This window comes from Temperatibacter marinus (genome assembly GCF_031598375.1).
In the GTDB taxonomy this organism is placed as follows: domain Bacteria; phylum Pseudomonadota; class Alphaproteobacteria; order Sphingomonadales; family Kordiimonadaceae; genus Temperatibacter; species Temperatibacter marinus.
Window position 1 is genome coordinate 1,100,604 of sequence record NZ_CP123872.1, and the last position, 24,731, is coordinate 1,125,334.

Annotated in this window: 22 protein-coding genes; 11 read left to right on the plus strand and 11 right to left on the minus strand. The window is 45.3% G+C overall.

Annotated features, from left to right (window positions below):
• The first annotated feature begins 91 nt into the window (after positions 1 to 91).
• Positions 92 to 571 carry a PTS sugar transporter subunit IIA gene (locus QGN29_RS05000; RefSeq protein ID WP_310799587.1) on the plus strand — a complete coding sequence of 160 codons (480 nt, stop codon included), beginning with the start codon at positions 92 to 94 and terminating at the stop codon, positions 569 to 571.
• Here the strand turns inward: QGN29_RS05000 and truA are convergent.
• The 5 genes from truA to QGN29_RS05025 all read right to left on the minus strand — a co-directional run bounded on the left by truA (position 568) and on the right by QGN29_RS05025 (position 3,602).
• Entirely contained in the window at positions 568 to 1,311 is a 744-nt protein-coding gene (truA, locus tag QGN29_RS05005; protein ID WP_310799588.1) for a tRNA pseudouridine(38-40) synthase TruA, read from the minus strand. The genes QGN29_RS05000 and truA overlap by 4 nt on opposite strands.
• Before the next feature lie 5 nt (positions 1,312 to 1,316).
• On the minus strand, positions 1,317 to 2,246 hold the full coding sequence (gene fmt / locus QGN29_RS05010; protein ID WP_310799589.1) for a methionyl-tRNA formyltransferase: 930 nt from the start codon (positions 2,244 to 2,246) through the stop codon (positions 1,317 to 1,319).
• 9 nt (positions 2,247 to 2,255) lie between these two features.
• Positions 2,256 to 2,774 (minus strand): peptide deformylase, encoded by a 519-nt coding sequence (def, locus tag QGN29_RS05015; RefSeq protein WP_310799590.1) that lies wholly within the window; start codon positions 2,772 to 2,774, stop codon positions 2,256 to 2,258.
• Between the two features lie 98 nt (positions 2,775 to 2,872).
• Positions 2,873 to 3,256, minus strand: a complete 384-nt coding sequence (locus tag QGN29_RS05020) for a DUF1491 family protein (RefSeq protein WP_310799591.1) — start codon at positions 3,254 to 3,256, stop codon at positions 2,873 to 2,875.
• A gap of 4 nt (positions 3,257 to 3,260) precedes the next feature.
• Positions 3,261 to 3,602 (minus strand): PilZ domain-containing protein, encoded by a 342-nt coding sequence (locus tag QGN29_RS05025; protein WP_310799592.1) that lies wholly within the window; start codon positions 3,600 to 3,602, stop codon positions 3,261 to 3,263.
• A 254-nt stretch (positions 3,603 to 3,856) separates the two neighbouring features.
• On the opposite strand from QGN29_RS05025, the gene QGN29_RS05030 reads away from it, so the two are divergent.
• Both QGN29_RS05030 and cysK read left to right on the plus strand, forming a co-directional pair.
• Positions 3,857 to 5,269: a sigma-54-dependent transcriptional regulator gene (locus tag QGN29_RS05030; protein WP_310799593.1), complete on the plus strand. Its 1,413-nt coding sequence runs from the start codon at positions 3,857 to 3,859 to the stop codon at positions 5,267 to 5,269.
• Between the two features lie 69 nt (positions 5,270 to 5,338).
• A complete protein-coding gene (gene cysK, locus QGN29_RS05035; protein WP_310799594.1) occupies positions 5,339 to 6,259 on the plus strand; it encodes a cysteine synthase A in 921 nt (306 codons plus the stop codon).
• A 93-nt stretch (positions 6,260 to 6,352) separates the two neighbouring features.
• Here the strand turns inward: cysK and QGN29_RS05040 are convergent, their stop codons facing one another.
• Positions 6,353 to 8,647, minus strand: coding sequence for an NADP-dependent malic enzyme (locus QGN29_RS05040; protein WP_310799595.1), 2,295 nt, complete (start codon positions 8,645 to 8,647; stop codon positions 6,353 to 6,355).
• A gap of 157 nt (positions 8,648 to 8,804) precedes the next feature.
• Between QGN29_RS05040 and mutS the strand changes: the two genes are divergently transcribed.
• From mutS to trpS, 4 genes are all read left to right on the plus strand, one after another.
• Positions 8,805 to 11,540 (plus strand): DNA mismatch repair protein MutS, encoded by a 2,736-nt coding sequence (mutS, locus tag QGN29_RS05045; protein ID WP_310799596.1) that lies wholly within the window; start codon positions 8,805 to 8,807, stop codon positions 11,538 to 11,540.
• Positions 11,530 to 14,295, plus strand: coding sequence for a [protein-PII] uridylyltransferase (locus QGN29_RS05050; RefSeq protein ID WP_310799597.1), 2,766 nt, complete (start codon positions 11,530 to 11,532; stop codon positions 14,293 to 14,295). Before mutS ends, QGN29_RS05050 begins: the two co-directional genes overlap by 11 nt.
• 14 nt (positions 14,296 to 14,309) lie before the next feature.
• Positions 14,310 to 15,872 (plus strand): murein biosynthesis integral membrane protein MurJ, encoded by a 1,563-nt coding sequence (gene murJ, locus QGN29_RS05055; protein WP_310799598.1) that lies wholly within the window; start codon positions 14,310 to 14,312, stop codon positions 15,870 to 15,872.
• Positions 15,873 to 15,991: 119 nt separating this feature from the next.
• Positions 15,992 to 16,948: a tryptophan--tRNA ligase gene (gene trpS, locus QGN29_RS05060; protein WP_375164680.1), complete on the plus strand. Its 957-nt coding sequence runs from the start codon at positions 15,992 to 15,994 to the stop codon at positions 16,946 to 16,948.
• Positions 16,949 to 17,007: 59 nt separating this feature from the next.
• Here the strand turns inward: trpS and QGN29_RS05065 are convergent, their stop codons facing one another.
• From QGN29_RS05065 to tsaD, 5 genes are all read right to left on the minus strand, one after another.
• Positions 17,008 to 17,406 carry a Rieske (2Fe-2S) protein gene (locus QGN29_RS05065; RefSeq protein WP_310799600.1) on the minus strand — a complete coding sequence of 133 codons (399 nt, stop codon included), beginning with the start codon at positions 17,404 to 17,406 and terminating at the stop codon, positions 17,008 to 17,010.
• Positions 17,406 to 17,813, minus strand: a complete 408-nt coding sequence (locus QGN29_RS05070) for an EVE domain-containing protein (protein WP_310799601.1) — start codon at positions 17,811 to 17,813, stop codon at positions 17,406 to 17,408. Before QGN29_RS05070 ends, QGN29_RS05065 begins: the two co-directional genes overlap by 1 nt.
• 2 nt (positions 17,814 to 17,815) lie before the next feature.
• A complete protein-coding gene (locus QGN29_RS05075; RefSeq protein WP_310799602.1) occupies positions 17,816 to 18,115 on the minus strand; it encodes a YciI family protein in 300 nt (99 codons plus the stop codon).
• Positions 18,116 to 18,135: 20 nt separating this feature from the next.
• Positions 18,136 to 19,071 (minus strand): NAD(P)H-dependent glycerol-3-phosphate dehydrogenase, encoded by a 936-nt coding sequence (locus tag QGN29_RS05080; RefSeq protein WP_375164681.1) that lies wholly within the window; start codon positions 19,069 to 19,071, stop codon positions 18,136 to 18,138.
• Between the two features lie 138 nt (positions 19,072 to 19,209).
• Positions 19,210 to 20,328: a tRNA (adenosine(37)-N6)-threonylcarbamoyltransferase complex transferase subunit TsaD gene (gene tsaD / locus QGN29_RS05085; protein ID WP_310799604.1), complete on the minus strand. Its 1,119-nt coding sequence runs from the start codon at positions 20,326 to 20,328 to the stop codon at positions 19,210 to 19,212.
• A 47-nt stretch (positions 20,329 to 20,375) separates the two neighbouring features.
• Here tsaD and hemC point away from each other — a divergent pair, with 47 nt between their 5' ends.
• Genes hemC through QGN29_RS05105 form a run of 4 tightly spaced genes read left to right on the plus strand, consistent with a single transcriptional unit; the run spans position 20,376 to position 24,722 of the window.
• The gene (hemC, locus tag QGN29_RS05090; protein ID WP_310799605.1) at positions 20,376 to 21,329 is read left to right on the plus strand and encodes a hydroxymethylbilane synthase; all 954 of its coding nucleotides are present in this window, start codon (positions 20,376 to 20,378) and stop codon (positions 21,327 to 21,329) included.
• A gap of 25 nt (positions 21,330 to 21,354) precedes the next feature.
• Positions 21,355 to 22,089, plus strand: a complete 735-nt coding sequence (locus QGN29_RS05095) for a uroporphyrinogen-III synthase (protein WP_310799606.1) — start codon at positions 21,355 to 21,357, stop codon at positions 22,087 to 22,089.
• Between the two features lie 16 nt (positions 22,090 to 22,105).
• The gene (locus QGN29_RS05100; RefSeq protein ID WP_310799607.1) at positions 22,106 to 23,434 is read left to right on the plus strand and encodes a COG4223 family protein; all 1,329 of its coding nucleotides are present in this window, start codon (positions 22,106 to 22,108) and stop codon (positions 23,432 to 23,434) included.
• A 4-nt stretch (positions 23,435 to 23,438) separates the two neighbouring features.
• Complete coding sequence (locus QGN29_RS05105; RefSeq protein WP_310799608.1) at positions 23,439 to 24,722, plus strand: heme biosynthesis HemY N-terminal domain-containing protein; 1,284 nt, start codon at positions 23,439 to 23,441, stop codon at positions 24,720 to 24,722.
• Positions 24,723 to 24,731: the final 9 nt, after the last annotated feature.

Sequence of the window (24,731 nt, forward strand, 5' to 3'; positions counted from 1 at the left end):
CGCAGCGTTTTGCTGCAGCGCAAAAAATCAGAAAAGGCCCTTTAAGCGGGCCTTTTTATATGGTTTGAATAGAAAGTAATCGGTATTAGTCATGTCTGTCTTATCCCTCTTTACAGAAGAGACGATCTTTAATCCTTTAAAGGTGCGCAGTAAAAAACAATTGCTCGTAAAATTATCTGATTTAGCTGCCGTGAAAACAGGTCTCAAGAGTAGCGATATTTTTCAAGCCTTGATTGATCGAGAAAAATTAGGCTCTACAGCTCTAGGACATGGTGTGGCAATACCTCATCTTAGCGTCAAGGACTGTCCGAGTGTTTCTGTCTTTTTAGCCATCTTGGACAAGCCAATATCTTTTGATGCAATCGATGGTCAACCTATAGATGTTGTGGTTTTTTTGCTCGCACCTGAAGATAAAAACGGCCTGCATCTCAGAACGATGTCTAAGATATCGCGGTTGCTGCGCGATGAGGATTTTTGTTTACGCTTAAGGGGTGCTGGGGATCCAGCTGCAACTTTAGCCGTCTTATTTGATCGTGAAGAACAAAACAAATCTTTCAAACTGAGAGCTTAATAATCTACTTTTCTAAAGTAGAGCCCGTCCGGCGGTGCATTCAGGCCAAGTCTCGATCGATCACAAGCTTGCAAAGCTATTTTTACATCTTCGGGCGCCCATTGTCCGTGTCCGACCATAGATAATGTCCCTGTGATGGATCTGATTTGATGATGCAGAAAGGAGCGAGCCCCGGCATGAATATGTATTTCATCACTGCCGTTAAGACGTTCTACTTTTAAATAATCAAGAGTTTTTACAGGGCTATCTGATTGACAGTGCACATGTCTGAAAGTTGTGAAATCGTGCATTCCAATCAAATGATTTGCCCCTGCTTGCATGGCGTCCACATCAAGCCGTTTTGGCACGTGCCAAACCAGCCCCTTTTGAAAGGTCAGTCTTGGTCTTCGGTTGAGAATTTTATAGGTATAATGACGTTGGACAGCATCAAAGCGAGCATGGAAATCATCCTGGACCTTTTCGGCCATTAAAATGGCCACAGGATATGGTTTGAGGTGGAAATTCAAGGCCCCAACGACACCGTCAGTCTCTATATCTTTTTCTATAGAGAAATGAGCCACCTGTCCTAACCCATGAACACCAGCATCTGTACGGCCTGAACCATAGAGCGTGGTTTTGACACCGGTGAACTTTTCTATTGCTTCTTCAATCACTTGTTGAACAGACAAATGTTCTTTCTGTCTTTGCCATCCAACAAAGGGTCTGCCGTCATATTCAATAATGATCTTAAATCGTTGCATACTTATTAACAATCCACTTGGGATCCCATTTCTATTGGAAACCCTCTCAAGAATTCTTCTCGATGCATTGGCCCTTTGCCTGCACGTTGAATCTTTTGGATCTGATAAGCCCCGTCCCCACAGGCAATTGTTAAGGCATTATCGAGGAATGTCCCTGCCGGTTTCTGTTTATTATTCCTATGAGGCATAACAGTGCCTGACAAAACTTTAAAACGATGGCCCTCAACTTCAAACCAAGCGCCTGGAAAGGGAAAGAGGCCTCTGACCAGTTGATCTACCTGTTGAGCAGACTGATTCCAACGTATTTTAGCCTCGGATTTTTCAATTTTCCGCGCATAGGTTATCCCGTCTTCCGCTTGGGCTTGGGGTGTTATATTTCCTTCTGCAAAGGCGGTAATTGTTTCATGAATAAGGTCAGCCCCCATTTGAGCGAGACGATCATGCATATCAGCCGTGGTTTCTGTTTCTCCGATTGTCGTTTTCGCTTCTGCAAGAATAGGGCCTGTGTCTAAGCCTGCTTCCATAACCATAATATCGACACCAGTTTCTGAATCTCCTGCCATAATAGCCCGATGTATAGGTGCTGCGCCGCGCCATCGGGGCAGTAGGCTGGCATGGACATTCACACAGCCATATTGTGGGGCGTCTAGTACAGGAACTGGCAAAATCTGGCCAAAAGCGACAACGACGGCCATTTCGAGATTGAGATCTTTAAATTCTTGTATTGCGGCTTCAGTTTTCATGGATTGCGGTGTCAAAACAGGCAGTGCGTGCAGATCAGCCAATTGATGAACAGCACTTTTACGCAGTTGTTTACCGCGTCCTGCGCGTGCAGGGGGTTGCGTATAAACGGCTGCAATCTCGTGCCCTTCTTCAATAAGGGCTTTTAGTGTATAGGTCGCGAAGTCAGGTGTGCCCATAAATGCGAGACGCATAGCAATATCCTAGAGTACTGTTGTTGACTTTGTGGCTTTTGCAACTTTCTTGATAATCATATTGCGCTTTAAGCGCGAAAGATAGTCAATGAAGACGACGCCGTTAAGGTGATCAATCTCATGTTGGACACATGTGGCGGCTAGACCGTCAAACATGGTTTCTTGTTGCTTACCATCATAATCGAGATAACGGACTTTGACGGAGTCTGGTCTTTCTACTTCCGCATAATGTTCAGGGACTGACAAACACCCTTCGTTATATATATTAAACTCAGGGCTTTCCCAAATAACCTCTGGATTAACAAGAAATAGGGGTTTCTTTTCTTCTTCAGTCCCCTCTGTATCCATTACAAGCAAACGCTTTGGCACCCCAACTTGAATTGCGGCAAGGCCAATCCCCGGCGCATCATACATTGTTTCAAGCATGTCATCCATAAGTCGACGGAGGTCATTGTCTACCTGCCCGAGCTCTGTTGAGTTGGTTTTTAATAAAGGATCAGGAACTGATATAATATCAAGCTTTGCCATTTCTACTCTCATTCATCGTCATATTCTGTGAGCACTCTTAGGACTAAGGAGGCCTTGCGTCAAGGAAATGGCGCACTTTTCCAATAGTGAAAGTGATTCTAAAGGTCTTTGTCGATTTTTTCTGAATGATGATAAAGGTTTTTAGGATCTTCAATTTCTACCACCCATACATCAGGATCGTAACGTCTTTCTTTTGAAATTTTTTCGTCGATTTCTTTTTCTGAAAGATTTTGATCAGAGGGGGGATTATCCTGCATATGAGAAGGTGTTCGTCGCCAAACGCGGTTGCCCTCAAAATCGGTAGCTTGTTGTAAGAGATAAGCAGTTCCATCCATCAAACAGACTTTTATGAGGATTGTGCCGCGCTCCCGATCGCCGCGTATCACTTGAAATGCCATAAGTCCTGCGACTTGGCACTGTCTGATGAGGGCTTGTACCCATAATTCTGAGTTGAGGCGGCTACGCCCTTCGGAGGAAAACATATATTTATTCACTTAAGCCCAAGGTTTGCAAACTGTCTTTGAATATTCGCTTAATTTCCGAATCTGGGACCATGAAGAGCAGTCCGCACGATTCTTCGTCCTGCCAAGCGATGCGTGCCTTAACACTGCTGTTGTTTTTCTTAGGGAGAGATAGCGTGACGTCGGTTCCTTCTTTAAAGGGGAGATCCACTCGGATGCGCGCCCCGCCAAGGGATAGATTCCATATTTGACAAGGAAATTCATGGCCGTTTACTGTTAAGAGGGCAGGCCAAAGGACTGAGCGTCGATTGTGCTGACGCTGACTTTGAGACTGAGAGTCGTTCTTTTGTTTAGAAAGATTCGGCATAGGTTTCAAATTATCCGTTAAATAAGCACACAGAGTATGCCTTTTAATCTATTCAATGTCATTATTTCCCTAAAAAATAGCTAAAATTTAAGGGAACTTGCAACATGCATTGTCGTACAGCTGAATCTGTTGCATCTTGCAACAGTTCTGGTACTTTAAACTAATTCTGCGTTTAAGAGGTCTTGACTAAGTCATATAGAGGGAGTCGGCGAAGCGTAAGAGTGAGAGGGAAGACGTTAGTGACAGGGGGGGATGTGACAAAACCTGCATCAATATTGATCGTCGAAGACAGTCGTTCTTTGGCGCTGACCTATGTGGTTTATCTTCAGGATCAGTCCTTTTCGGTTTCAACCGTCGAAACGGGGCAGGAGGCGAAGAAAGCAATTTTAAAAAATCGTCCAAAAATAATATTACTAGATTTAAAACTTCCAGATATGGATGGTTTAGATATTTTGAAATGGATGAATTCTAATAAAATTACGGCTCAAGTGATCGTTATTACAGCCCATGGTTCAGTCTCTATTGCTGTGGATGCTATGCAGGCTGGGGCTTTTGATTTCTTGTTGAAACCTTTTTCCAAGGAACGCCTTGTTACCACAGTACGCAATGCTTCTAAACTTATTGAATTAGAAACAATTGTTGAACATTACAGAGACAATTCCAATAGTAAAGCAGTGGGGGATTTTATAGGAGAAAGTGCCCCTATGAAGGCTGTCTATCGCATGATAAGTGATGCGGCTCCTTCTCGCGCCAGCACCTTTATCATGGGAGAATCTGGGACTGGGAAAGAATTATGTGCGGAAGCTATTCATCTTCATAGCCCAAGAAAAGAAAAACCTTTCGTCGCATTAAACTGTGCTGCCATTCCTGCGAATCTGATCGAAAGTGAAATTTTTGGTCATAAGAAAGGGGCGTTCACCGGAGCCTCAGAGGATCGAGACGGGGCGGCGGTAAAGGCGGATGGAGGCACGCTTTTTCTTGATGAGATTTGTGAAATGCCGATGGATTTACAGGCGAAGCTTCTTAGATTTGTCCAAAATGGGACCGTCATGCCCTTGGGCAGTACAGACGAGGTTAAAGTGAATGTGCGCTTTGTCTGTGCCACCAATAGAACGCCGTGGGAGGAAGTGGAAAGAGGAACTTTTAGAGAAGACCTCTATTATCGGTTGCATGTAATCCCCATTCATTTACCGCCGCTTAGAGATCGGGGAAATGATATCATTCGAATTGCTGAATATTTACTCCATCGCTATGCAAAGGAGGAAGGAAAAGACTTTGAGAAGATTGGTCCTTCTGCAATTTCTGCCTTAATGGCGCATGATTGGCCTGGAAATGTGCGAGAGTTGTCCAATGTTATTCAGTCTGCTGTTGTGTTGAATGAGGGGCCAGATCTTAAAGGAACAATGATTGCTGATTTAGTGGGCCGGGGTCGCCGTCGGCGAGACCAGTTAAGTCACGCTCAGACAGAGTCCAAACAAAGAATGACTGTTCATCAAGATGATCAAGAGGTTGAAAGTATAAGGCCCCTTGATCAAGTTGAAAGGGAGGCCATAGAGCATGCTATTGCCTTGATGGATGGGAAAGTTCGGAAGGCAGCAAAAGCATTGAATGTGAATGCTTCAACGCTATATAGGAAAATGAAATCATGGGGTGTCGATCCGGTTTGATGTCATAAGCTATGACCAGCCAACTCCCCATAACTAACTATTAAAGAAATATAACAGCAGGAGATCAAAATGCGTGCACAGTCTATTCTAGATTTAATTGGCAACACGGCGCATGTGAGAGTGTCAAATTTATTTCCAGATCATGAGGTTTGGATCAAGCAAGAGCGTTCTAACCCTGGGGGCTCAATCAAAGACAGAATTGCTCTGGCTATGATTACAGCCGCTGAAGAAAAGGGCGATTTGAAACCGGGGGGTACAATCATCGAGCCGACTAGTGGGAATACTGGGATCGGTCTTGCCATGGTTGCAGCCGTGCGCGGGTATCGGATCATTCTCGTGATGCCTGAAAGTATGTCCATTGAACGACGTCGTTTGATGCTGGCTTATGGAGCAGAATTTGACCTCACGCCTAAAGAGCTTGGCATGAAGGGGGCTATTGCACGCGCTGAGGCACTTGTAGCGGAGAATGAAGGGGCCTGGATGCCGGCTCAATTTGAAAATCCTGCTAATATTGCTATTCATGAAGCAACAACCGCTCAGGAGATTGCAGCAGATTTTCCTGAGGGATTGGACTATATGGTTACGGGCGTTGGCACTGGCGGGCATTTTTCAGGTGTGTCAAAAGTGTTGAAAGAAAAGTGGCCTGCAATGAAAGCATTTGCTGTTGAGCCAGACTTATCGCCAGTTCTGTCGGGTGGTGATCCCAGTCCACATCCGATTCAAGGTATCGGTGCAGGCTTTGTCCCCAAAAATATGAATTTAAACATTGCAGATCAAATTGTGACAGTGGCCGCAGAAGATGCCAAGGAATGGGCCCGTCGAGCCGCGTCAAAAGAAGCGATGTTGGTTGGAATTTCTTCTGGTGCAACGCTTGCAGCCATTCACAAAATATTACCAGACCTTCCAAAAGGTAGTCGGATATTAGGGTTTAATTACGATACTGGGGAGCGCTATTTGTCTATTCCTGATTTTTTACCAACACCGGAATAGAACAATCAACCAACAACTAAAAAAGGCCAGCTTCCCGCTGGCCTTCCTTTCAATAGAGTAAAAGGTTCCTGTTACTAGGGACAGGAACCCACCTTATTCAGAATTGTCATCTTTCAGTTTTTCCAGAACGATTGAGGTGTGACAGGCTAGTCCTGCCATTGTGACAAGATCCGTCGCCGTAGAGGTCATCCGTGCAATCTGAACAGACTCACTCATGCCAAGCAGCATGGGTCCAATAATACGTCCCCCTCCCAGCTCTGCTAGAAGTTTATAACTGATATTGGCAGAGAAAAGGCCTGGCATGATTAAGACATTGGCAGGGCCTGAAAGATTCATGAATGGATACTCTTTCATCAAATCTGGGTTCAGGGCCACATCAGCTTGCATTTCGCCATCAAATTCAAAATTTACATTGCGGTCTTGTAGGATACGCACGGCTTGCTGCATCGCTTCTGTCTTACTTGATGGCGGGTTTCCAAAATTCGAGAAAGAAAGGAAAGCCACGCGAGGTTCGTGCCCCATACGGCGTACAAAATGGGCAGCATTAATTGCAATATCAGCCATTTCTTCAGCATTTGGTCTTTTGTTAACCGTAGTATCTGCCATAAAGACAGTTCTATTTTTGGTAACAATCACTGACATCCCAAAAGGTTTTATGCCAGGCAATGGATCAATCACTTTCTTGATGTTTTTCATGGCCCGCCAATATTGTCGAGTTACCCCTGTAATAACAGCATCCGCATGGCCCTGTGCAACCATAAGACTGGAGAAGACGTTTCGATCACGTTTCACTAACCGCTTCACATCACGGAGAAGGTATCCGCGGCGATTGAGACGCTCGTAGAGATATTCTGTATATTCAGCTGTGTGTGGGCTGTTGCCTGCGTTAACAATTTCAAATTGTGTGTCATCCACACCCATTTCTTTGAGCTTTTCGCGAATAGGCGCCTCATATCCTACCAGTATAGGAATGCCGTAGCCACTTGATTTAAAGCCAACGGCTGCTCTTAGAACCTTGTCTTCTTCAGCTTCAGCAAAGACGACTTTGCGCGGCTTGCGGCGTTTTAATTCTTCGAACATTGTTGAGAGAGTATCAACGGTTGGATCTAGTCTCGCAGCGAGCGCTTCTTCGTAAGCCTCCATGTCATCAATGGCAAGACGTGCCACGCCTGTTTCCATTGCAGCTTGGGCAACTTTAGGAGGAATATATTTAATGAGTCGCGGATCAAAAGGGGCTGGTATGATATAGTCTGGTCCATAATGAGGTTGTTCGCCGCCGTATGCTGCTGCTACTTCGTCGGGGACATCTTCACGAGCCAATTCAGCCAGAGCCATCGCACAGGCAATTTTCATCTCATCATTGATTGTACGAGCCCGCACATCGAGAGCCCCTCGAAAAATATAAGGGAATCCAAGGACATTATTCACCTGGTTAGGGTAGTCACTGCGGCCTGTGGCCATAATCGCATCGGGGCGTACTGCTTTCACGTCCTCAGGTGTAATTTCAGGATCAGGGTTTGCCATAGCAAAAACGATCGGCTTTTCAGCCATAGATTTCACCATATCCTGACTGATGGCGCCTGCTGCCGCTAGACCGAGCACCACATCGGCCCCTACCATGGCCTCTGAAAGTGTGCGATGCTCCGTATCAATTGCGTGAGCAGATTTCCATTGATTCATACCTTCAGTTCGGCCTGAATAAATGACACCATCACGGTCAACCATTGTCACATTTTCATGGGGCATGCCCATCGCCTTGATGAGTTCAATACATGCGATACAGGCAGCACCAGCACCCACGGCGACCAATTTTGTATTTTTGATATCTCTGTTGGTGAGATCAAGTGCGTTAATCAAACCAGCTGCTGCGATAATCGCTGTGCCATGCTGGTCATCATGGAAGACAGGGATATCCATTAATTCTCTGAGGCGTTGCTCAATAATAAAACAAGCGGGCGAACCGATGTCTTCAAGATTAATGCCTCCAAATGAAGGGCCAAGCAATTTTACACAGTTTACGAATTCGTCGATGTCTTCACTATCAACTTCTAGATCGATGCTATCAACATCAGCAAATCTTTTGAAAAGAACAGACTTTCCTTCCATGACAGGTTTACTGGCTGCAGCCCCCAAATTCCCCAGACCGAGGATCGCAGTTCCGTTCGAAATGACAGCCACTAAATTGCCTTTAGTGGTATAGTCATACGCTGTGTCAGGGTTCTTTGCTATTTCGAGCACAGGAACCGCTACACCTGGACTATAAGCGAGAGAGAGATCGCGCTGAGTAGCCATAGGTTTTGTTGGTGTAATTTCTAATTTGCCTGGACGACCGTGTGAGTGAAAACGCAACGCCTCGTCATCTGTAAACTTACTGTTTTTGATTGGCATGAAAGGAGCCTCTTTTTTTGTTCTTTCAGTTGATCTATTGATCAGCTCTTTTATAGTGGGACCATGTAAGGGATTTAAACCTAATGCTCTGTAAGGGGCCTATATTACTGCAGTCATAAAAATAATAAAGACTTAATCGATATAAAAGGACCTTGGGGTGCTGGATAAAGTAAATAAAAATAATAAGATAGACATTTCTCCCCGTCAAAAGTGGCTAGATGCTGCGGCTCAGCCGGACGTCACACCCATGATGAAACAATTTCTCGAGATAAAAGCAGACCATAGCGAGAGTCTACTCTTTTATCGGATGGGTGATTTTTATGAACTGTTTTTTGATGACGCCGTTCAGGCTTCAGAGGCGTTAGATATTACGTTAACAAAGCGAGGGAAGCATTCTGGGGACGATATCCCCATGTGCGGGGTTCCTTATCATGCCTCTGAAATGTATTTAGCGCGCCTCATAAAAAAAGGGTTTAAAGTTGCTGTTTGTGAACAAACTGAATCCCCGGAAGAAGCAAAAAAAAGAGGCTATAAAGCTGTTGTTCGGCGGGAAGTCGTTCGTCTTGTAACACCAGGAACTCTCACTGAAGATAATTTATTAGAGGCTCGGGCTCATAATTATCTTGTCGCCCTTGGTCAGGCTAAAAGCGGTCTTTCTTTAGCAGTCTGCGATATTTCAACAGGTGAGTTCACCGTCATCCCAACGGCAATAAACCGTCTCGATGCTGACCTCGCCAGAATCCAGCCAGGCGAATTATTAATCACTGATAAGCTTCATGAGGATGATGGCATCGCGCCTGCCCTATTCGATTGGCGTCATATTTTGTCCAAGGTTGATAAAGCTTTTTTTGATAGCGTCCGGGCTGAATCTCGTTTGATGGGTCTTTTTGATGTAGCCACTCTGGATGGATTTGGTGATTTATCCCGCTCTGATTTGGCAGCGAGTGGGGCTTTGGTCGCATATCTTGAAGAAACGCAGAAGGGCCAAATGCCGCTCTTGAAACCGCTGCGGCGACAGCGCAGTGATGCCACGATGATGATTGATGCCGCTACTCGAAAGTCTCTTGAACTTGCTCATACGCAAACGGGTCAATTTCAAGGGTCTCTTCTATCTGTCGTTGATAAGACTGTAACAGGGGCAGGGGCAAGATTGCTAGCAAAGCGGCTGTCTTCTCCTTTACTGGACCCTGTTGCGGTTAATGCGCGTCTAGATAGCGTTCAGTTTTTTCTAGAACGCTCGGCTATCCGCACAGATGTGAGGGCTGCCCTGAAGGAAGCGCCAGATATGGAGCGTGCAATTTCCCGCATCGCCATGAATCGTGCCGGTCCGAGAGACTTGGCGGCCATTCGATCAGGACTGCTCGCGGCGCGTGATATTCGAAGCTTGTTGATGGGGGCATTAGATGCCTTTGGTGATATTCCGGATCTCATTAAAGAGGGAGCGGCGCTGCTTGAGGGGCACCATGCTGTCATCGAAGAATTATCAAATGCGCTCATCGATGAACCGCCTCTTATTATTCGTGATGGGGGTTTTATCAGGCCTAAATATAATGCTGCGCTTGATGAATTTCGCATGCTGAAAGATGAAAGTCGTCGTTTAATTGCGGGCCTCGAACTTGAGTATAGAACCCTGACAGAGATAAACAGCTTGAAGATTAAGCACAATAATGTACTTGGATATCATATTGATGTCTCTGCAAAAAATGCTGATATATTGATGCAAGCACCGCTTAATGAAACATTTATCCACCGTCAAACATTGGCGAATAATGTTCGATTTTCTACCAGCGACCTTTCTAAACTTGCAGGGAAAATCTCTGAGGCAGGCGATCGATCTCTTGCACTAGAGCATGAAATTTTTGACGCTTTATCCCATCAAATTATGCGGCAAGCTGATACCATCGGTCTCGCAGCTGCCTCTCTTGCAGGATTGGATTTTTTATCTGCCCTGTCGGAACTGGCCAGTCTCTCAAATTTATCACGCCCAATTGTAGATGATAGTTTAGATTTTGTCATTACCGGTGGTCGTCATATGGTTGTTGAAAAAGCCATAAAAGAACAATCTGATGCACAGTTTGTCGCCAATGATTGTAACTTGTGTGAAGAGCAGCGTTTATGGCTTATCACAGGGCCTAATATGGCTGGTAAATCGACCTTCCTCCGTCAGAATGCCCTCATTGCTATTCTGGCACAGATAGGCTCTTATGTGCCTGCGAAGTCAGCGACAATCGGTGTGGTTGATCGTCTCTTTAGTCGGGTAGGGGCAAGTGATGATTTGGCCCATGGGCGGTCTACTTTTATGGTAGAAATGGTTGAAACTGCTGCCATTTTAAATCAAGCAGGACCAAAATCATTGGTTATTTTGGATGAAATTGGTCGTGGGACAGCGACCTATGATGGATTATCTATCGCATGGGCAGCTGTGGAAAATTTACATAATATCAATCAGTCGCGTGCTTTATTCGCAACGCATTACCACGAGCTTACTGTCTTAAAAGAAAGTTTAGAGCTCATGTCGTTGCGGTCCATGAAAGTGCGAGAATGGAAAGGCGATGTCATTTTTCTTCACGAAGTCGGAGAAGGGGCAGCTGATCGGTCTTATGGTATTCAAGTGGCGAAACTGGCAGGTTTGCCAGGGCGAGTCATTAACCGTGCACGTCAAGTTTTAGATCATCTTGAGAATGCAGATAAGGGAGATAAAATAACAGGGCTAATTGATGACTTACCCCTGTTCCAATCTCTTCCAGAGACAGCCCCCCCTTCGGGCGCTGGGCGTGAAGAAGCCAGTCCTATGGATCTTTATTTATCAGATATAATCGCGGATGATTTAACGCCAAGAGATGCATTAGAAGTGGTTTATAAACTTAAGGAATTGGCCCGCGATGCTGAGTAATGATCAACGAAAAATTCCTCAAAAGAAAGCGATCTTTAATCGTCGCGATATCACGGAAAAACTTGAAAGTATTGCTGAAAATACGCCTCTAGATCATAGGCGCTCAAAACTTTTCACCCTTTTAAATGAGGCCTATAAAGCAGGATGGTTAGAAGTGAAGCGCCGCCACCGTGCCTGTCGATCAATCTCTGAAGCTGCGCTCACTCCGGTTGCCAATTGCTATTTGATGGATATGATTCTTAAGACATTGTTGGATTTTACAGCAACTCACATCTACCCTAACCCTAACCCAACAGAGTCAGAGCATATAACTTTGATTGCCACAGGGGGATATGGGCGCGGTGAAATGGCGCCTTATTCTGATGTGGATCTTACATTCTTGATCCCCTATAAAGTCACGCCTTGGGTAGAAAATGTCGTAGAATTCATCCTTTACTTTTTGTGGGATATGGGACTGAAAGTTGGTCATGCGACCCGGAACCCGGATGAAATCGTGCGGATGGCAAAAGAAGACCTAACAATCTGCACATCTTTACTTGAATCTCGGATGATTTGGGGAAGTGCAACCGCTTTTAAACAAGCTCGGAAACTTTTTGTCTCAAAAGTTATTAAAGGCAATGAATCATGGTTTATCAATGGTAAACTTGAAGAACGGGACAGCCGCCACAAAAAACTGGGCGACTCGCGCTATGTGGTTGAACCAAACTTGAAAGAGGGCAAGGGGGGGCTTAGAGACTTACAAACAACATGGTGGATTGCCCGCTTTACATATATCGCTAAATCAGCGGAAGAATTGATGGAAGAAGGTGTTTTTAGTCGCCATGAACTTCAGCAATTTAAACGAGTAGAGCAGTTTTTATGGAGCGTGAGGTGCAGTTTGCATTATATGACAGATCGCGCTGAAGAACGCCTAAGTTTCGACATGCAGCGCCAATTATCGCAATTCATGAAATATCAAGATAAAGCAGGAAGCCTAGCGGTTGAGCGCTTCATGAAGCATTATTTCTTGATCGCCAAAACAGTGGGTGATCTTACGCGTATTCTTTGTGCAGCTCTCGAGCAGGGCAATCAAAAGAAGAGTCTATTAGACAGGATTAGACCAGCGCGAAAAGTGGGAGGGTTTAAGTCTGAACAGGGACGCTTGAAACTCATGGATAAAGATGATTTTAAGACGAATCCTATATTTATGCTTAAGATTTTTCATATCGCAGACAAACATAATTATGATATCCATCCCGAGACGTTACGTCAGCTTAGCAAAGATTTAGCGCTTATAGATGACACTCTCAGAGAAGATTCTGAAGCAAACAAATTATTCCTCGATATTTTAACATCTAAAAATAACAATGAATTGGCGCTCAAGCGATTGAATGAAGCAGGGGTCTTTGGAAAATTTATCCCTGATTTTGGTCGCGTCGTGGCTCAGATGCAATATGATATGTATCATCACTATACAGTGGATGAGCATACGATCCGAGCGCTAGGACTATTAAGCAAAGTTGAAAAAGGCGACTTGGATCAGGAGCACCCAGTTAGTTCTAAAGTGGTGCATCACATCTCAAGTCGAAAAGTACTTTACACGGCTGTTTTGCTTCATGATGTGGCAAAAGGGCGTAAGGGTGATCACAGTATTTTGGGCGCAGAGGTCGCAGAAGAATTATGTCCCAAGATGGGTTTCACCCCGGGAGAGACAAAAACCATATCCTGGTTGGTGCGCCAGCATTTGTTAATGAGTGAGACTGCGTTTAAGCGAGATTTGTCAGATCCAAAAACCATTCAAGATTTTTGTGATGAAGTGAAGAGTATGGAGCGCCTAAGGCTGCTTATGCTATTAACTGTGGTAGATATAAAAGCTGTTGGTCCCGGTGTTTGGAATGGCTGGAAAGGTCAACTACTCAGGAATTTATATTTCTCATCAGAAGAAAAATTATTGGCGGGACATGTAAGATTTGGTCGGGCTGAGCGGGTTCAGGAAAGGCAGACTGAACTGAAAGAGAAACTTTCCTTAAAAAAGACACCCGCATCAAAACTATTTGGCCGTTTATATGATAGTTATTGGCTAGCTGAAGAACTTGAAATTCAAGCCATGAATATGGAGCTTATTCAAACAACCGATAAATTGGGTGAAATTTTAGGTGTTGCAGCACGTGTAGACGAGTTTCAGGCCATGACCCACGTGACCGTTTATGCTCAAGATCACCCAGGTTTATTTGCACGCATTGTTGGGGCTTTAGGTGTTGCCGGAGCGACCATTGCTGGGGCAAAAATTCATACAACGCGTGACGGCATGGCCCTTGATAATTTTTTAATACAAGACGCAGACCGCCAAGCATATAATGATCCAATAAAATTGGAAAAATTAGAGCGCACGATTCACGAAACACTTCTTGGAAAAGTGAAAATTACAGAGCGTTTGAAAAAACGTAAGATTATTGGCGATAAATCAGCACATTTTCATATTAACCCCGTTGTCTCTATTGACAATAATGCATCTAGCAAAAGCACAGTCATTGAAGTGAGTGCTAAAGATCGCCAAGGTCTTCTTCATGATTTATCTTTTGTGTTATATCGATTAAAACTGTCGCTTATTTCTGCACATGTGGCAACATGGGGCGAGCATGCTGTTGATACCTTCTATGTCTCTGACCTGACTGGGGGTAAAATTACAAATAAGGTGCGGCTCAGAAATATTGAACAAAAACTATTGCTAGCCTCTGAGGGGAAGTCTCCCTGGGGAGAGGCGTTGGATAAGTAGGACAATCGAGAGACATGACGTTAGGAAAGGGCATATCATTGGTTGGAGGGCTAACGTTGGTTAGTCGCCTCTTTGGGTTTGTTCGAGATTTGTTAATGGCTCGCTATTTAGGGGCAGGCATGGCAGCGGATGCATTTTTCATTGCCTTCAAGTTACCTAACTTCTTCCGCCGGCTTTTTGCAGAAGGCGCTTTCTCAGTTGCTTTTATTCCTATGTTCTCGAGAATTTTAGGGAAGGATATCACTGAAGAGTCTCAGGCAAATGCCCGAGTTTTTGCTGAGAAGGTCTTGGCTGTTTTCTTGCCTATTCTCTTGCTGCTTTTACTGATTATGGAACTGGCTATGGTGCCTGTGATGTTTGGGCTAACGGGTGGCTTTGAAGGAAATCAGGAAAAGTTTAACTTAGCAGTAGAGTTGGGTCGCTATACTTTCCCCTATTTGGTGCTTGTGTCTCTGGTTACTTTGTGGGCCGGGATGTTAAATGCGTTCGGTCGATTTGCCGCTGCTGCCTTTGCGCCAGTTTTGCTAAATATTTCTATGATAGCTGCGATGCTTATGGCTCCTGAGACAGATGTTATTGTTGCGCGATATTTGGCAGTTGGTATTTCTGTCGCCGGAGTTTTGCAATTGGTGCTGCTCATGTATGCAGCAAAAAAAAATAACCTGTCCCTCAGATTACGGCTCCCAAGGCTTTCACCAGACGTGAAGCAACTGCTTATATTAATTGGCCCCGCAGCGGTGGGCGCCGGCGCCATGCAATTGAACTTACTCATTGATGTTTTTCTGGCTGCGCGCTACTTGCCGGAAGGGTCTGTCAGTTGGCTCTTCTATGCTGATCGTCTTAACCAATTGCCCATTGGGGTTATTGGTGTTGCTGTAGGGACGGTTCTTTTGCCTGACATTGCTCGCAGACTAGGCAGTGGTGATGAGACAGGGGCCTTGCACCAGCAGAATCAAGCGCTGGTTTTTTCCATGATGCTCACAATCCCTGCTGCCCTGGCTTTAGCAACGATTGCGCAGCCTCTAATAGCCAGCCTTTTTGAGCGAGAAGCCTTTAGTAGTGCAGATAGTTTTCAGACGTCAGCAGCGCTTGTTGCCTATGCGCTTGGCCTACCGGCATATGTATTAACCAAAGTTCTTGCGCCCGGATTCTATGCGCGCGGTGATACGAAGACACCGGTTAAATTTGGGATTATTACACTTGTGGTTAATACGTCGGCTAATCTGTTGCTTATTGGCCCTTTTGGTCATGTAGGGCTTGCCTTAGGTACAGCAATTGCAGCCTGGGTTAATGTTCTTTTACTCTATGGTAGCCTTCATCTCAGAGGACATTTCTCATTGATTAAGGGGGTGCGTTTAAAGTTGGTGAAATTCTTACTCTCGGCTGTTGTCATGGCCTATGGGTTGATGGTAGCGAGTGCTTACTTGAGGCCATTTTTTGCTGAGGACACGCTGGGCCGCGTTGGCGCGCTAGCAGCCTTGATCGTTGGCGGCGGTCTTCTCTATTTTATAGTTCTCCTTTTGATACGGGGCATAGGCCTTTCAGAATTTCGCGCTATTTTCTCTCGAAAAGCTTGACCCTTTCGTGCTTGCTTGTCATAAGCGTTGCCGTGGGTTAGCCCTGACAATGGAGAATTAAGGTGACAAACACTCAAGTAAAAAATCGCGTCTTTTCCGGCGCACAGCCTTCGGGGAAAATGACTCTAGGTAATTATCTTGGAGCTTTTAAAAACTGGGTTGCTTTGCAGCAGGATTATGAGTGTTTATATTGTGTCGTAGATATGCATGCCATTACGGTTTGGCAGGACCCGGCTGATCTGGCTGCTCAAACCCGTGAAGCTGCCGCTGCATATCTTGCTTGCGGCGTTAATCCAAAAGAATCGATCTTATTTAATCAGTCACAAGTGTCTGGACATGCTGAGCTGAGCTGGATTTTTAACTGTATTGCACGGTTGGGATGGCTAAACCGTATGACACAGTTTAAGGATAAAGCTGGGAAAAATAGCCAAAATGCTTCTACAGGTCTCTATGTATATCCAAACCTTATGGCAGCGGATATTTTACTTTATCAAGCTACCCATGTGCCTGTTGGAGATGATCAAAAGCAACACCTAGAATTGACCCGTGACATTGCTGCTAAATTTAATCATGATTATAACACAGAAATTTTCCCTGAAGTTCATCCGATCATCATGGGAGAGGGCGCTCGTATCATGAGTTTGCGCGATGGCTCCAAGAAAATGTCCAAATCTGACCCTTCAGAGGCATCACGTATAAATTTGAACGATACATCAGATATATTGGCGAAAAAAATTCGTAAAGCAAAGACTGACCCTGAATTGATTCCAGCCAAAGCAGAGCTGCTTGAGGGCCGACCAGAAGCACAAAATCTTATTGGCATTATGGCTGCACTTGCAGAGCGATCACGGGATGATATTTGCGCAGAATACGAAGGCAAAGGCTTTGGTGACTTTAAAAAGGGCCTCACTGAGGTGGTGATTGATAAATTAGCGCCCATCACGGAAGAAATGGCCAGATTGCAAAATGAACCTGCTTACATAGATCAAGTATTAAGAGATGGTAGTGAACGAGCGTCCGCTCTCTCGGAGCCTATCCTAAAAGAAGTTAAGAAAATTGTGGGCTTTATTCAGTAAGGTTTAAAATCATTGGAATAGACAAAAAAGGCAGCTTCGGATTTCTCTAAGCTGTCTTTTTATGCCGAATAAATAGCTTTCTCAGTGACTTTGATTGCCACAGATCTTAGATATTCCCCTTTGCAGGGGCCAGCGATGCAATAGCCTGTCTCTGGCTCAAATCGTGCGCCATGAGTTTGGCATAAAAGATAGCGATCTGTTATATCCATAAAGCGATCTCCAAATAAATTGAGAGGAACACGGGCATGGGGACAACTGTTAATATAGGCTTTTATACCTTTGACTGTGCAGTGTAACAAGACTTGCAGTTGCTTATCTTCTTTCTTGAAGATGACATTTTTACTGCCAGTTTTTTGAAGATCACTGAGGGTAGCCATCAGCGTACCAACTGCAGGCCCCGCGGGATAATCAGCAAGATATGCTGGGCTGGGAGCTTGTGAGACGGCCCCGCTCTTCATCAAAGCCCGCCCATAGCTATGATTTTTGAATAGGCTTTCTCGGTAATTGGCATCACCGAAAGACGGGGTTGACGCACAAGGGCCAGATCCGCAAAGTTTGAATCTGCTTTGATGGCCGTTAGCGTAACGGGCTCGCGAAGGGCCTGTTTGGCTTTCAAGTCGACAAGGCACCAGCGCCCGGTTTCATCGCTCGGGTCAGGGTATTCAGCGCGTGAGACAGTGCATATACCAACGATTTCGCGAGTTTTTCCAGAATGGTAAAAAAGAACGTTATCGCCTTTAGCCATGGACCGCATATGATTTTGGGCCTGGTAATTGCGGACCCCTGTCCAAGGCTCTGATTCTACAGAATTTTGATCGGACCAAGACCAGTCATGGGGTTCAGATTTCACGAGCCAGTAGCGCATGGTCAGTCTTGAGGAACCCAAGCACCGAGTGCTGCGGCGTAAGGTTCTATGGTAACTTGTTCAAATAAGCCCGCTTGATTATAGGGATCATGTTCTGCAAAAAGTTTTGCAGCCGCTTCACTATCTGCATCAATAATGATGACACTGCCAATAGGCTTTGGGTCTTCGCCAGGGGTCAGCTTAGGTCCAGCGAGCTTTAGTCGGTCTCCTGCGTCCTTAAGATATTGAATATGGTTGGGGCGCGTCGCCATTCTGAGATCAACGCTATTCGGATTGTCTGTACAAGTGATTATAAAAAGCATGCGCTCATCCTTTCAGGAGTTTATTCATCTTCGCGGGTGAAGGGTCTGTTCACAAGTTCATCAAAAACGTCTGATACAGGCTCTCCGTCGACTATTATTCGGTAAACAGCCTCAGTTATTGGCATACTGATTTTACGGTCTACAGCAATTTTATGGAGGATTTTTACAGTGTGGGCGCCTTCGGCGACTGAAAGCTTGTCAGCCATATAATCAGAAAATGTCTGGCCTTCCCCTAGGGCTTTCCCAAGCGACATGTTGCGGGACTGGGTACTGGAACAGGTCAGCAGCAAATCCCCCAAGCCTGATAAGCCCATAAGGGTGTCATTTTCTGCCCCGTAACTGGCGGCGAAACGGACCATCTCGGCTAAGCCACGGGTGATGACAGCAGCGCGGGTATTCTCACCCATATCCAAGCCTGCGGCGATCCCTGTGGCGATTGCAAGAACATTTTTAACTGCACCGCCTATTTGAGAGCCAATGACATCCGTTGATAAATAGGGTCTGAAGTTAACAGTCCCTATGGCATCCATTAGGTCATTACCAAGTTTTTCATCTTCACAGGCCAGGGTTATTGCGGAAAATTGTCCGCGCACAACTTCGGCGGCAAATGTAGGGCCAGACAGGATTGCAAAGGGCTGTTTCGGAGCAACTTCGGCCATGACATCACTCATAAGCTTTCCTGTGGTTACTTCGATCCCTTTACTACAAATGATAAGCGGGCAGTCGGTTTTGAGATAGGGTTTTAAGGAGATAACACTTGAACGTAAGTGCTGTGCTGGGGACACCATTAAAATTGCATCGCATTCACTTAGGTCTTCAAGAAGGCCTGTGGCTTTTAACTTAGGATCTAAGGCAACCCCTTTTAGAAAAAGTGTATTCTCATGATGTGTGTTGATCGTTTCGACAACCTCTTCTTCACGCGCCCAAAGAAGGGTTTCTCTGTTAGCGCGAACCATTGCAGCAGCCAGGGCCGTACCCCATGCTCCTGCACCGAGGACACCTACTTTTTCATAAGTTACTGATGACACAACTCTTCTCCTCCACTCAAGTCACTCATCAGGCATACAATTTTGCAGGCTGGAGTGCAACTGTTGTTAGGCCTTTGCACCCTTTTTACCGCGGCCAACACGCGGTTCAGCTTTTTGATCAAGAGGCCATCGAGGGCGCGCAGGTTGATTGATCTCATTGATCTCAGGTGTCTTTAAAAAGCGTTCCATCCCTGCCCAGGCAATCATAGCACCATTGTCTGTACAAAGAGCCAAAGGCGGTGCTGATAGAGTGAAATTATGCTCACAGGCAAGGGATTCAAGGGCATTGCGCAAATAGGTATTCGCAGCAACGCCGCCGGCAATAATTAAACGCCGACCCCCTTTAGAGTGGCGAGATGTATAGTCTTTCATAGCTCGACCGAGGCGATCCATAAGACATTTTGCCATAGTATCTTGGAAGCAAGCACATAAATCATTAATCTCAATTTCTCGGAGGTAGCCATGTTCAGCGACACATTTTTCGGCTTCTCGACGAACAGCTGTTTTCAGTCCAGAAAAGGAAAAATCAAAACCAGCCTTACCTTTCATTGGTTGAGGTAGTGGAAAGCGGGTTTTATCCCCTTTGAGTGCAGCTTGTTCTACCTGAGGCCCCCCGGGATACCCGAGACCTAAAAGCTTTGCTGTCTTATCGAAAGCTTCGCCAGTGGCATCATCCAAAGTGGTGCCTAAGCGCTTAAAGTCATCTACATCTAACACTTCCAAAATTTGGCAGTGTCCGCCTGACATCAATAGCATTAAATAGGGAAAGGCTGTTTTTGACCCGTCAGGATCAGTCAAGCGTGGTGTGAGTGCGTGAGCAGCAAGATGGTTAACTGCAATGAAAGGCAGGCCGCTTGACTGGGCCATTGCCTTAGCAGTCATCATGCCAACCATAAGCCCTCCAATGAGCCCTGGACCTGTTGTTGCCGCTATAGCATTCATGTCTTGAAGGGCTAAGTCCGCCGAAGAAAGACAGTTTTCAACGAGGCTATCTAAATGAGTGATATGGCTGCGTGCAGCAATTTCTGGCACGACACCGCCATAGACCGCGTGTTCTTCAATTTGTGATAGAATTTTATGTGCAATTATCTCTTTATCGCTACTTACAATAGCAACAGCAGTTTCATCGCAACTGGTTTCTATGCCTAGAACATATTTAGGTGTTATTTTGTCTTTCGCATTCATAAAGACCATTCTATAAAGGCCTTAGCTTAAAAATAAAAGGAATAGCTGTGAGTATCCGGATAAAAATTGGCACCAGAGGCAGTCCTCTTGCTCTCGCACAAGCAAAAGATGTGAAACAACGGTTGATCAATACCCATGACGAATTGACATCAGAGGGGGTTGAAATTGTGGTCATCAAGACCACAGGGGATCGTATCCTTGACCGTCACTTGATGTCTGCGGGAGGCAAAGGCCTTTTTACCAAAGAAATTGAAGAGGCGCTTTTGTCAGGGGACATCGACTGTGCCGTGCACAGTTGTAAAGATATGCCTACACAGCTCCCTGATGGATTGACTCTTTCTACGTTTCTTCCGCGAGAGGATAATCGTGATGTGTTTATTTCTCCAGTCGCCAAGAGCCTAAACGATTTGCCTGAAGGGTCTCTTCTAGGGACAGCTTCCTTAAGAAGACGAGCGTTGGCATTAAGACAACGCCCAGACTTAAAAGTTGTTACATTCAGAGGGAATGTTCAATCACGGCTTAGAAAGTTAGAAGCTGGCGAAGCTGCGGCTACTTTCTTGGCTCTTGCAGGATTAAATCGAATGGAGATGGCAGATGTTGCTACAGAAAGGCTAGATCTTGAACGATTTCCACCGGCACCTGCCCAGGGAGCTGTCACTATAGAGATTCGAGACGATGATCAAAAAATGCACAGTTTTCTAGCCCCATTGCACTGTTCTATCACAACGGAACAAGTGACTGCTGAACGCTCTTTTCTAGCAGCATTAGATGGATCATGTCGTACGCCGATAGCAGCATATGCTATCCAAGAGGGCGCAGATCTCGTGCTGCGCGGCATGTTATTATCCTTAGATGGACAAACTGTTTTTGAGCGGAGTATGAGACGTCCAAGGGAGCAGGCAGAAGAGTTGGGCACTGCCGTTGGCGAAGCCATCAAAGAGGATGCAGGCGCTGCATTTTTTGACCAATTAAAACAGGATATTGAGGCAGCAATCGAATAATGCGAAAGAGAGTTGGAATCCTCAAATGACAGGCAAAACTGGAAAAAATTCTATTATTGTCACGCGGCCTGAAACCACAGCAAGGTCAATGATAGACAGACTGAAATGCAAGAAGCTTGACGTTATCCATGTGCCACTTCACCATAATATTCCCGTCGATTTTACAGTAAAATCTAACCCTTTTGGCATAATTTTTACCTCTGTCAACGGTGTGTTGTACGGCTCTCAAGCCGTTGTCGATAAAAATAGGGTACAAGTTTTTGCTGTTGGGGCTGTGACAGCACAAGCAGCCAGAGAGGCTGGTTTTTCTTCCATCATAACAGGAGAAGGAACAGCAACAAGTTTGTTGTCAAAAATAAAGAATGAAGCTCGCATTTCAACACAAGAAGCTCTTGTGCACTTAGGAGGGAAGCATCTCTCAGTTGATCTTGCTCAGGCGCTTAACGATGAAGGCTTTGATGCAGAGCATGTGGTCTGCTATGAGGCAAAGAAGGTTGAAAGTGCATCTGATTTTTTAAGAGAACAAATTGCACTAAAAGGTCGCTATGTCTTGTTTTTTTCTAAACGAGCTGCCGAAAGTTTTGAAAAACTTTACATGGATGACCATATGAAAGACTATACTCACCAGATGGTTGCTGTATGTTTGTCAGAACGTATTGCAGAAGGGTTGACAGCCAAGTGGCAATCCGTCGAGATTGCAGCGGAGAAGTCTGAGGATTCACTATTAAAAACACTAGAGCATCTGATCACACGATCATGATCACTTAGGGGGAGCTATGAGCAAGGATAAAAAACAGGGGTCGCATGAGAAGAAACCCATCATTCTTGAAGCTGAAGTCGTTGAAGAAGAGAGGGAGGCTTCATCTGAAACTACAGAAAACCGTTCCCATACTGCTTATGGAGGCGATCAGGGAACCCGAGCTGACGGCGAAGTGAAATCTATGAAAAGTAAAAAGTCGTTCGGCACAATAAAAGTGAGTTTTCCTTGGATGATTGTCGTGATACTGACAGCATTTATAGGGGGGCTGTATTTCTTCCCAAAGTTTGAAAAAAGTCTTATTTCTCTTGGTGTTATGGAAAGCCCTGGGCAGCAAAAAATCCTAGTTCCCGTTGATAAAGGGTATGATATCCCCTTGATCTCTCAACAAGATATCGATGCGATTAAGGCTGATTTACAGAGGATAGACGCCCATGTTCAGGGAATGAATGAGCAGTCAAATCAGACTGCCCCAGACCTGGTGAAGTATAATGAAAGACTTATGGGCTTAGAAAGATCGATCAAGCAAATTGTGGCTGATCTCTCCATTCTAGCGCAAAAAAATGAATCAGTCGGTCAAACGCTCCCTTCTGCTTCAGAAGATATTCCGGCTCTGAAGCAACAAGTTACTCAGCTCATGAATGATTATAGTCGTTTGGCACAACTTATTGATCAAGGTGAGATGTCTTCCTCTTCGTCAAACCAAACAGTGACAGAATTACAAGGTTCTCTTGCCTTAGCCCGTGCTGAAAATCAACAAATACGCTCTGCATTGGAAGTGATGCAACAACAAATGAATACCCTTCAGTATTCTTCTGTTCAATCCAATCCTAGAGGGCGGTTGATATTGATGGTGTCGACCCTTCGGAGACAGATTTTAAGAGGGGATGATTATAGCCTCACTCTGAAAGCTTTGCGCCCAGATATTCAGACTTTGCAGACCGTAGATCAAGTGGCAGCTCTACAAGTCATCACTGCCATTGAGCAGAATGAAATGAAAGTCAAAACTGTGGCTGATTTGAAAGAAAGCTTTCTCGGCATGGCAGTAGCTATAAAGAAACGCCAAGCTGACACAGAAGGCAGTTTCTTCGGGGATTTGTTGACCATTAGAAAGACAGGCAGCTCGGCCGAGGGTGTTGATAAAATTCTCAATCGAGCCGAGCTTGCTCTCTATGGCGGTGACTTAGACTCTGCCATGAAGATTCTTAACGAGGATATGCCGGCTGATATTCTAGGTGCAGCAGCTCCATGGTTGGCCGAGGCAGAGGCACATCATAGAATTAACAAGCAGGTTAATGCGTTAGTGACTATTATTGCAGGCCGTGTTTCTACTGCCATAGAGGAATGAATGAATGATTAGAGTTCTGCTATATATTGCTGGTATTCTTATCCTAGCTTACGGGGCTTCGTGGATGGCGGATCATCCTGGTGCTGTGACGATAACTTTTGTCGAGTGGCAAGTTACGACGACTTTTGCTTTTCTTGGCCTTCTTGTGGCTTTACTCATGGCATTCGCTGCTTTTCTTATATGGATGGTCGGATATTTGGCGCGTGAATTGCCCCTTGTTGGAAGCAACAGGGTGATTAAAAGACAGAGCCGCGGACTTGTTTTACTTAACCGGTCTTTAATTGCCCTATCCACAGGAGAACCTGCCTTGGCCAGACGATTGGTAGAGGAAGCAGAGATTTTACTCCCGCCGCAGCCCATGGTTTTGATGATTGCTGCTGAAGCAGCGACACGTTTGGGGGATAAACGTGAAGCGGCTAAAAGATTTGAAGCACTTAGATCGTCTGAGGATGGCAAAGTTTTAGGGCTAAGGGGCTTAGTACAGCAGGCTGAAAAAGCGGGTCATTCCAAAGAGGCCTTGCTGCTTGCACGAGAAGCTTTAGCAGAAAGCTCATCTAACCCATGGGCTTTGAAGGCCATCTTTAGCTTAGAAGTGAAAGCGGCGGAGTGGGATAACGCCCTTAAGACGCTGAAAACTCTTGAGATGAAAAAATTGTCTGAGACTGATGAGGTTCTTCATCATCGGTCTGCACTCTATTATGCTCGGGCTGTTGAACAGAAAGTCGAAGGGCAAAATGAGAAAGCGCGGAAAGATTTTCAGGAAGCTTTAAAAACCCGGCCTAGTTTCACAGAAGCACATGTTGCCAGCGCTCGCCTGGATTTTGAAGCTGGCAAATCGGCTGTGGCTCTAAAACAATTGAAAGCTGCCTGGACGGTGCGTCCCCATAAAGCTTTGAGAGATCAACTTCTTGCATTTAATCCAACTGCGACAACGGCCGCTTCTCTTGTTTCTGTGCGTGATTTAACCGTAGGAAACCCCCAACACCTCTTATCCCAACTTGTGATATCTGAGGCCCTAGACAGAGATGGGCAAGGGGAGGCTGCAGAAGACATGCTCGGTCGTGTAAAGGAAAAAATGGGGTTGAAGCCTTATGAAGTTGTGCCGGACGATAGTTCCTTCCAATGCCTGAATTGTGGGCACCGACAAGAACATTGGTCGCTATCATGTGAAAGCTGTGCAGATTTTAACAGTCTTCGATGGTTTGATGCTTTTGATGCTGACTTAACGACGCTAAAAACAGTGCGTCAAGAAAGAGAAGAGCATTCAGTATTATTGATGAGCGAGTAAGAAAAACGA

What these genes read in the sequence shown, in the direction of transcription:
- QGN29_RS05075 (WP_310799602.1), bottom strand. Translation starts at nt 18,115, where the DNA reads ATGCTTTTTATAATCACTTGTACAGACAATCCGAATAGCGTTGATCTC.
- trpS (WP_375164680.1), top strand. Translation starts at nt 15,992, where the DNA reads ATGACTCTAGGTAATTATCTTGGAGCTTTTAAAAACTGGGTTGCTTTG.
- QGN29_RS05070 (WP_310799601.1), bottom strand. Translation starts at nt 17,813, where the DNA reads ATGCGCTACTGGCTCGTGAAATCTGAACCCCATGACTGGTCTTGGTCC.
- QGN29_RS05105 (WP_310799608.1), top strand. Translation starts at nt 23,439, where the DNA reads ATGATTAGAGTTCTGCTATATATTGCTGGTATTCTTATCCTAGCTTAC.
- QGN29_RS05000 (WP_310799587.1), top strand. Translation starts at nt 92, where the DNA reads ATGTCTGTCTTATCCCTCTTTACAGAAGAGACGATCTTTAATCCTTTA.
- QGN29_RS05050 (WP_310799597.1), top strand. Translation starts at nt 11,530, where the DNA reads ATGCTGAGTAATGATCAACGAAAAATTCCTCAAAAGAAAGCGATCTTT.
- QGN29_RS05040 (WP_310799595.1), bottom strand. Translation starts at nt 8,647, where the DNA reads ATGCCAATCAAAAACAGTAAGTTTACAGATGACGAGGCGTTGCGTTTT.
- truA (WP_310799588.1), bottom strand. Translation starts at nt 1,311, where the DNA reads ATGCAACGATTTAAGATCATTATTGAATATGACGGCAGACCCTTTGTT.
- tsaD (WP_310799604.1), bottom strand. Translation starts at nt 20,328, where the DNA reads ATGAATGCGAAAGACAAAATAACACCTAAATATGTTCTAGGCATAGAA.
- murJ (WP_310799598.1), top strand. Translation starts at nt 14,310, where the DNA reads ATGACGTTAGGAAAGGGCATATCATTGGTTGGAGGGCTAACGTTGGTT.
- QGN29_RS05065 (WP_310799600.1), bottom strand. Translation starts at nt 17,406, where the DNA reads ATGAAGAGCGGGGCCGTCTCACAAGCTCCCAGCCCAGCATATCTTGCT.
- QGN29_RS05080 (WP_375164681.1), bottom strand. Translation starts at nt 19,071, where the DNA reads ATGGTTCGCGCTAACAGAGAAACCCTTCTTTGGGCGCGTGAAGAAGAG.
- cysK (WP_310799594.1), top strand. Translation starts at nt 5,339, where the DNA reads ATGCGTGCACAGTCTATTCTAGATTTAATTGGCAACACGGCGCATGTG.
- QGN29_RS05025 (WP_310799592.1), bottom strand. Translation starts at nt 3,602, where the DNA reads ATGCCGAATCTTTCTAAACAAAAGAACGACTCTCAGTCTCAAAGTCAG.
- QGN29_RS05095 (WP_310799606.1), top strand. Translation starts at nt 21,355, where the DNA reads ATGACAGGCAAAACTGGAAAAAATTCTATTATTGTCACGCGGCCTGAA.
- QGN29_RS05020 (WP_310799591.1), bottom strand. Translation starts at nt 3,256, where the DNA reads ATGTTTTCCTCCGAAGGGCGTAGCCGCCTCAACTCAGAATTATGGGTA.
- fmt (WP_310799589.1), bottom strand. Translation starts at nt 2,246, where the DNA reads ATGCGTCTCGCATTTATGGGCACACCTGACTTCGCGACCTATACACTA.
- def (WP_310799590.1), bottom strand. Translation starts at nt 2,774, where the DNA reads ATGGCAAAGCTTGATATTATATCAGTTCCTGATCCTTTATTAAAAACC.
- QGN29_RS05100 (WP_310799607.1), top strand. Translation starts at nt 22,106, where the DNA reads ATGAGCAAGGATAAAAAACAGGGGTCGCATGAGAAGAAACCCATCATT.